The organism is Pseudoflavonifractor sp. 60, assembly GCF_009911645.1.
Lineage (GTDB): Bacteria > Bacillota > Clostridia > Oscillospirales > Oscillospiraceae > Lawsonibacter.
Genome location: NZ_QWKI01000093.1, coordinates 1 through 7,371 on the forward strand (window position 1 = coordinate 1; position 7,371 = coordinate 7,371).

At 53.7% G+C, this 7,371-nt stretch carries 8 protein-coding genes, 1 tRNA gene and 2 pseudogenes; 9 read left to right on the top strand and 2 right to left on the bottom strand.

The genetic code is table 11. The annotated features are described in order from the left end of the window. Positions 1-108 precede the first annotated feature (108 nt). Both D1646_RS10820 and D1646_RS10825 read left to right on the top strand, forming a co-directional pair. Entirely contained in the window at positions 109-663 is a 555-nt protein-coding gene (locus D1646_RS10820) for a DNA-3-methyladenine glycosylase I (RefSeq protein ID WP_160636473.1), read from the top strand. A 358-nt stretch (positions 664-1,021) separates the two neighbouring features. Beyond that, positions 1,022-1,108 (top strand) — tRNA-Leu (locus tag D1646_RS10825). A gap of 194 nt (positions 1,109-1,302) precedes the next feature. Here the strand turns inward: D1646_RS10825 and D1646_RS22690 are convergent. Beyond that, a complete protein-coding gene (locus tag D1646_RS22690) occupies positions 1,303-1,470 on the bottom strand; it encodes a hypothetical protein (protein ID WP_201754637.1) in 168 nt (55 codons plus the stop codon). Positions 1,471-2,050: 580 nt separating this feature from the next. On the opposite strand from D1646_RS22690, the gene D1646_RS10830 reads away from it, so the two are divergent. The 7 genes and pseudogenes from D1646_RS10830 to D1646_RS23220 form a co-directional block, all read left to right on the top strand. Continuing rightward, positions 2,051-2,734, top strand: a complete 684-nt coding sequence (locus D1646_RS10830) for a hypothetical protein (protein ID WP_160636474.1) — start codon at positions 2,051-2,053, stop codon at positions 2,732-2,734. Between the two features lie 378 nt (positions 2,735-3,112). Then, the gene (locus D1646_RS10835) at positions 3,113-4,150 is read left to right on the top strand and encodes an AAA family ATPase (RefSeq protein ID WP_160636475.1); all 1,038 of its coding nucleotides are present in this window, start codon (positions 3,113-3,115) and stop codon (positions 4,148-4,150) included. A gap of 327 nt (positions 4,151-4,477) precedes the next feature. Further along, the gene (mobV, locus tag D1646_RS10840; protein ID WP_160636476.1) at positions 4,478-5,443 is read left to right on the top strand and encodes a MobV family relaxase; all 966 of its coding nucleotides are present in this window, start codon (positions 4,478-4,480) and stop codon (positions 5,441-5,443) included. A 3-nt stretch (positions 5,444-5,446) separates the two neighbouring features. Further along, on the top strand, positions 5,447-6,301 hold the full coding sequence (locus tag D1646_RS10845; RefSeq protein ID WP_160636477.1) for a ParB/RepB/Spo0J family partition protein: 855 nt from the start codon (positions 5,447-5,449) through the stop codon (positions 6,299-6,301). Between the two features lie 20 nt (positions 6,302-6,321). Beyond that, positions 6,322-6,546 (top strand): PC4/YdbC family ssDNA-binding protein, encoded by a 225-nt coding sequence (locus D1646_RS10850; RefSeq protein WP_160636479.1) that lies wholly within the window; start codon positions 6,322-6,324, stop codon positions 6,544-6,546. Between the two features lie 63 nt (positions 6,547-6,609). Further along, on the top strand, positions 6,610-6,801 hold the full coding sequence (locus D1646_RS10855; protein WP_160636478.1) for a hypothetical protein: 192 nt from the start codon (positions 6,610-6,612) through the stop codon (positions 6,799-6,801). After that, positions 6,802-7,095, top strand: a pseudogene (locus D1646_RS23220) (recombinase family protein); the annotation flags it as partial. 48 nt (positions 7,096-7,143) lie between these two features. Here D1646_RS23220 and D1646_RS23225 read toward each other — a convergent pair. Continuing rightward, positions 7,144-7,371, bottom strand: a pseudogene (locus D1646_RS23225) (recombinase family protein); the annotation flags it as partial.

Consider the following 7,371-nt stretch of genomic DNA (forward strand, 5'->3'; position numbering starts at 1 on the left):
CAGGCCAATACTCTCTCATTCTAACAGCTTTGGCAACAATGCGGAAAAAGACACGGCTGGCTGCCGTGCCTCTCACCATAATTCTTATTGTAATAGGAGGGGACTGTATTGGAACAAAATCGCTGCCGCTGGGCTGACCCGGCCTCAGAATTATATATCGCCTACCACGACCAGGAGTGGGGCAGACCGGAGCATGACGACCGGAAACTGTTCGAGATGCTGATCCTGGAGGGCTTCCAGGCTGGTCTGTCCTGGATTACCATCCTGAAAAAGCGGGAGGCGTTCAGAAAAGCCTTTGACGGCTTCGACCCCGCAGTTGTCGCCCGGTACAGCCCGGAAAAGCTGGCAGAGCTGATGTCCGATCCCGGCATTGTGCGCAACCGGCGCAAGATCGAGGCGGCAGTCACCAACGCCGCCGCCTTTCTGGAGATACAGAAGGAGTTCGGCTCCTTTGACCGCTACCTCTGGGGCTTCACTCAGGGGCAGGTCATTTTGAACACAGACGATCAGCTGCGCGCCAGCTCCGAACTGTCAGACCGCGTTTCAGCGGACTTGAAGCGCCGGGGGATGAAGTTTGTGGGTACCGTCATTGTCTACTCCTTTTTGCAGGCGGTGGGCGTGGTCAACGATCACGAAACTGGCTGCTGGTGTTATCCCCGCTAAGTGGCTTGCCTCAGAATCGTGCTTGCTCCTCTCGACACACACGGCTCCCTACTTGTTAGGGGCTGTTCACATAATTGGGATGTCCGGGTAACCCCTTGGACGAAAAAGGACGTCCTGCAAGCGGTGTTTATGGGTTTACAGCAACTGAGGAGCATTCAAATATAAGTGAATGTGGTAAGTCTGGATTCTATCTGCATTAAGGCGCCCCCACACTTTTCAGCGGTATGATGGTATAAAAATTGGGTTACACTCAATTGCTTGGCCTTGTGTAACCCAATATTAACACCCGCTAAGTCCTGTGCCATAAAAATTACTCTTGCAAAACAGTTGGACTTCGTGTATAATACATCTTGCATCCGCCGGTGTGATGGAATTGGTAGACGTAGCGGATTCAAAATCCGCCGCCAGCGATGGCGTGGGGGTTCGAGTCCCCCCACCGGCACCACGACCATATAATCCGAACCTTTTTCCGATAGGAGACGGGTTCGGATTATTGGTTTTCTTTGAGAAATTTGAGACCACCCACTTCCGAAACGGCCTGGAGCGGAAAGCCACCTCAAAACCGAGAGGGCCGCGAAAAAAGAAATAGATACGAACAGGGCGGGCGCATCATGTGAAGATTGCGTCCGCCCTGATTGTTTACTCTTTTTGTTCGGCCTGCCGCTGCTTTTTCCATTCTTCAAATTCCCGCTGCCCCTCAATGCTCTCGTAGAAAGCGAGAATGTCGGGCAGGATACAGCGGGCAATGGCTTCAATCTGGTGCTGGGGAATATTGGTGTTGTTGATCGGTTTCCTTCGCTTGCTCAAATATCGTCCTCCGTATGGAAAATTACGAAGGCGCATCCTTCTGTCCTTTCGTGTACTTTGCAAATTGTTTCTTTTAGGCTCTGCGGATAGGCTATCCCCCTCTCTGTTAGAAACTTATATATCACCATAACGAGAACCTTGCGTTCTCTCATTCTTCTGTGGATATTCTATCGGATTTCGGATGTCCTGTCAAGGCGAACACTGGTAGAAAAAGTAAAGGGTCAAAATCCTTGCGCCGCAGGGAGTTCAAACGCTAAAATTGATTGGGCTGTATGATTTCCTTTGGAGTGCAAAAATCGGGGGGGGGTACTTTTTCTACTTCCTGCTCTGTATTCCGCTTCTGCTGGCGTGGACATTTAGGGGTTTTCAGCCCTTACGCCGCAGGGCTTTCCGGGCATTTACCGGCAGGGGGTGGTATAGTTGGCCTCAGAACAATAAAGATGCAATTATAGCGTCTATACTGTCCGCAAAGCAACCTCCGATATCTGATTTTTTCAAGGCGCTCAAAAAGGGGTGTACTTTTACAAAGATGGGTGTATAATAGGTTTTGATATATAATATGGGCGAAAGGAGACGAAAAATGCCGCTAACTCACGTTTGTGAATGGGACCCGAAAACTGGATATCGACGTATCACAGTGGAAGAAGCATCTGCCAAATTTTCATCATATACAGTTCCTGTTGAGAAGGGGCTCTTCGTTTGTGAATTATGCGCTCAAAAAATTGGTTTAACAAAGGCGAGAAAGGATACTGGCACACGGTATTTCTATCATAGCAGGGGCGAACAAGACAAAACATGCGAAGACCGTCAGCAGTCATATGACCGCCCAATCGCTACGCTGAATGAGCATGTGATGCCTATTCGCATAGAAATCAGCGGCAATACATTTATATTACAGCTGGGGTTCTTTTTACCTCAAAAAATTAGCGCACAAGATTTACGCTGTGAAAAAATCAGAATTGCTGCAGACTCGCATAAACCACCCTACGAATACTCATTTGATCGAATTAGCAGTGCTGGTATTACTTATTTGAATGTTGGCAATTGTCCCAGCCGGGTCTATGGCATTGAGTATGTACAGCCGTCAATAGGGTTAAAAAAATTCTGGCCGACGCAGGTTCCGGGTATCAACCCCAATGGTGCCTTGTTTGATAAAGAGTCTGGAAAGCTGCTCCAAACCGGCGGTAAGGCTTATGTTAGAAAAACATATTACCTGATGCAAAGAGGAACGATAGGTTTTCATAGTGATGTAAAACTTTTTTAGAGAACATAAACAGATAACGGGCGCTTGCCTATGGCCTTTGGGCCACGGGTAGGCGCTTTTTCTATATCCTCTGGAAATTTTGCGGAGTGGACTTTCAAAACCGGCTATTCGTGAGGTAACAGGTGGAACTACATTCCTCTTTTGAAAACTGAATAGCAGCTGTCAGAGAGATACCTGCCGCAAAGGATAGTGTGCCACGATACGAGCGCGCCCTTTGCTCAATCAGCGCACAGCGCCAGCAGAGAAAACCCGGCCAGAGTTGGGCGGGGAACCGTATGGCGGTCTGCGTTACATATCCCGCAAATGTGGGGTGTGAATTTTCAAAGGAGGAAACGCCTATGTATCATATCAGGAAAAAACGCCGGGGGAGGTGCCATCGTGAAGAAGCTGAAAACCGTGGACGCGGACACGCTGCTCTACCAGCCGCTTGACAAGCCCAGCTTCATAGTGGACGGTCTGATCCCCACCGGCCTATCGTTATTCTGCGGGGCGCAGAAGATCGGGAAAAGCTGGCTCATGCTGAAGCTATGCCTGTGCGTGTCGGAGGGCAGGCCCCTGTGGGAGCTGCCTACCGCGCCGGGGGACGTGCTGTACCTGTGTCTGGAAGATACCTTTTACCGCATCCAGGACAGGCTGTTCCGGCTGACGGATGAAGCCAGCGAGCGCCTGCGCTTCGCCGTGGCGAGCTGCAAGCTGACGGACGGGCTGGTGGGCCAGTTGGAGGACTACCTCAAGGAACGCCCCAGTACCCGGCTCGTCGTCATCGACACGCTGCAAAAGGTACGCACCGCGTCCAAGGACAACGCCTATGCCAACGACTACGGGGACATATCGCTACTCAAGGATTTTGCGGACAGGTACGCCCTGGCGGTGGTGGTCGTCCACCACATCCGCAAGCAGGGGGACAGCGACGTATTCAACCGGGTATCGGGGACAACGGGGCTGACCGGCAGTGCGGACGCCACCTTTGTGCTGGAAAAGGAACACCGGGCGTCCGACACCGCTTCCCTCTACGCCATCGGCAGGGACATCGAGTACCAGGAGTTCACCCTGCGCTTTCGGGAGTGCAGTTGGGAACTGGTGGAGCGGAAATCCCAGGAACAGCTTGCGGCGGCGGAGGTGCCGCCTATTCTTTTTCGGCTGGTGGCCTTTATGGAGGGGCGGCGGGAGTGGTCGGGGACGGCCACCGAATTGCTGACGCAGATGGGAGAAACGGATACCGCGCCCAACGTCATCACAAAGCTGCTGAATGAGTACCACGCCACCATTCTGCGGCAGAACAACGTCCGCTATGTGTATCGCCGCACCAAGGCGGGGCGGTGCATCGTCCTTTCACGGGGTGACGGCGTTGACAGCGGTGACGGCTTATCTGGGATGCCGTCAAAGCGGGAAACAGCCGTCACCCCCGTCCTGTGACCCGGAGGGTCACGCGGGGCACAGCCCCGCAAAAAGGGAGTCCAGAGGGAACGTCTGGCACACGGCCTTGCTTGCAAGGTGTAGTGTGTTACACCCTGGAAACGCAGCCGGAAAAATCGGAGATTTTTTCGGCCGCAGGGGTGGCGCTTTCCGAGCCGTGGCGCGAGGAAAGCTCCGCCCCTGCATCGTGCGTTTCCGGGGTGTTCTCCCGTCAGGGTGACAGCGGCGGGGGATATACCAAAATAACCGTCACCGCCGTCACCGCTGTCAACCTGACGGGCGGACACGCCCCCGGTCTGCCTACACATTTCGATTGGAGGGATGACCATGCCCTATGCGATCCTGCGCTTCCAGAAGCGCAAGGCCGGTTCCATCGCGGCCTGTGAGCGCCACAACGAGCGGAAGAAAGAAGCGTACAAAAGCAACCCGGATATTGACATGGAGCGCTCCAGGGAGAATTATCATCTTGTGGCCCCGCCCCGGTACACCTACAAAAAGGAGATCAACCGCATGACAGGGGCGGCGGGGTGCCGGGTGCGCCGGGACAGCGTGATGCTGGTGGAAACGCTCATCACTGCGTCCCCGGAGTTCATGCACAGTCTACCACCGGCGGAGCAGAGAGCCTATTTTGCGGCGGCGCTGGACTTTGTGGCTGGACGTGTCGGGAAACAGAATATCATCTCCGCCGTGGTGCATATGGACGAGAAAACGCCCCATATGCACCTTTGCTTTGTCCCCATCACAAAGGAGGGTAAGCTGTCGGCCAAAACCATGCTGGGCAACCAAAAGAGCCTGTCAGAGTGGCAAACGGCCTACCATGCCCATATGTCAGCCAGGTGGCCGGAGCTGGAGCGCGGGGAGTCCTCTATGATAACTAAGCGCAAGCACATCCCCACCTGGCTGTTCAAGCTGGGCGGCAGGCTGGACAAGCAGCATGACGAGATTGTAAAGGCCCTTTCCGACATCAACGCTTTCAACGCCGGGAAGAAGCGAGACAAGGCGCTGGCGCTGCTGTCCGCGTGGCTGCCTGATATGGAGAAGTTTTCGAGGGAAATCCAAAAGCAGAGCGATTATATCAATAGCTTGAAACAGCGTGTCAACCAGTCGGAGAAATACGCTGACCACCTGCGGGACAGCCGGTATGCGGAGGAATTGAAAGTACAGGAAGCCAACAAGCGTATCTTTGAGTTGCAGCGCACCAACCAGCAATTAGAGCGGTTGGTGAAGCTGATACCGCCCGAAGTCCTGGCAGAACTGCAAAAATCCGGCAGGGGCCGAACGAAAGAGAGGTAGTCCATGAAAAAACAGGAATTAACTGTGCTGAAAATAGAGGATTTGCGCCCGTTTCCGGGCAATCCCTTTCATTTGGTGGAGGATGAGCAGCTTATGGAGTTATCGGAGAGTATCAAGGAATTTGGCATGGCCGCGCCCATCCTCACCCGGCCCGCAGAGGATGGGAACGGTTATGAGGTCATAGCGGGACAGCGGCGTGTCCGGGCGGCGGAGTTGGCGGGGATAGAGAGCGTCCCCGCCTTTGTTCTGCCCATCGACCGCGACCGGGCCATCATCACCCTTGTGGACAGCAACATCCAGCGGGAGAGCGTTCTACCGTCAGAGCGGGCCTTTGCCTACAAGATGAAATTGGACGCCATGAAGCGGCAAGGCTACCGCACCGACCTAACATTGTCCCAAGTTGGTACGAAGTCGCGGACGGATGAAATCGTGGCAAAGGGCTTTGGCGTCAGCAAGTCCACGGTACAGCGGTTTATCCGCCTGACGGAGCTGATACCCCCTATTTTGCAGATGGTGGACGAGGGCCGGATCGCCCTCACCCCTGGGGCGGAGCTGTCCTTTTTGACACAGGAGGAACAGGAAAACCTGCTCACCACCATGGAGAGCGAGGACGCCACGCCCTCGCTGGCCCAGGCCCAGCGCATGAAGAAACTGAGCCAGGCGGGACAGCTTGATATGGATGCCATTTTCGCCATTATGACCGAGGAAAAGGGCAATCAGAAAGAAACCGTCAAAATCGGCATGGATAAGCTGCGGAAGTATTTCCCCAGGGGGACAACGCCCCAGCAGATGGAGGAAACCATTATTCGGCTTTTGGAACGGGAATTGCGGCGCAAGCGGAGCCAGGACAGCCGGTAGTTAAAAAGGGTGGTCTGATGATGAAAAGCATTGATATGAAAATCACGGAAGAAATTGCCGTTTTGTCTGTCAGCGGCAGCGGCTACACCAAGGAAATCAACCTGGTATCATGGAACGGTGCAGAGCCGAAGTATGATATTCGCAGTTGGTCGCCGGGGCGGGAGAAATGCGGCAAAGGTATCGCGCTGACGCGGGCCGAAGCAAAAAATCTCTTTCTGGCTATGCAAAAAGTATTGTCTGAATGATGTTTACGAGGGGGAACGCCTGCGGGCGCTCCCCCTTTGCCTTTGATGGGAGGATATACGGTTATGGCAAAAAAGGTCACACGCCCGACGATAAAAGTGCAGCCGGTCTATTCGGGCACCGCAGATATGCGGGAGGTATTCATCTCCCTGCTGGTGGACGCGGTGCGGCATGGGAAATGCCCTGTTCGCACCTTTGAGAATGTGAAAGATACGCATTATAATGAGGGCAGAAATCAGACAAAGGAGGTCATTTGAATGGGTGTTTTACGGACAGCCCTCTACTGCCGCCTGTCGAAAGACGATATGGCGCAGGGGGACAGCGAGAGCATCAAGACGCAAAAGGCCATGCTAAATCAATATGCCAGAGAACATGGCTTTTTGGTGGTGGAGGTCTATGTGGACGACGGATGGAGCGGCCTTAATTTCGACCGCCCGGATTTCAACCGTATGCTGGACGACATCGAAGCGGGCAAAATTGATGTGGTCATCACCAAGGATTTATCCCGGCTGGGCCGTGACCATTTGAAGGTGGGGCATTTTACAGAACTACGATGGACAAGGGCATAAAAGGATAATGGTCTGACGGTATGCCCACCGTCAGATTTTCCACTCAATTTGCAGCTTCTTGCTGGTGGCGCGAATGACGGTAATCATCAAATCCACCACCTGCTGCTTGTCCTCAAAGCTGACATTCTCCCAATCGTCCAGGTAGTTGGAAATCGTGTCAATCTGCTCCGGGGACACCGCTTCGGCGGTCAGCTTGGCAATCTCGCTGGCAAGGGCCTGACGGCGGCTGTCCAATTCCTCAATCTTGGCGTTGGCGTA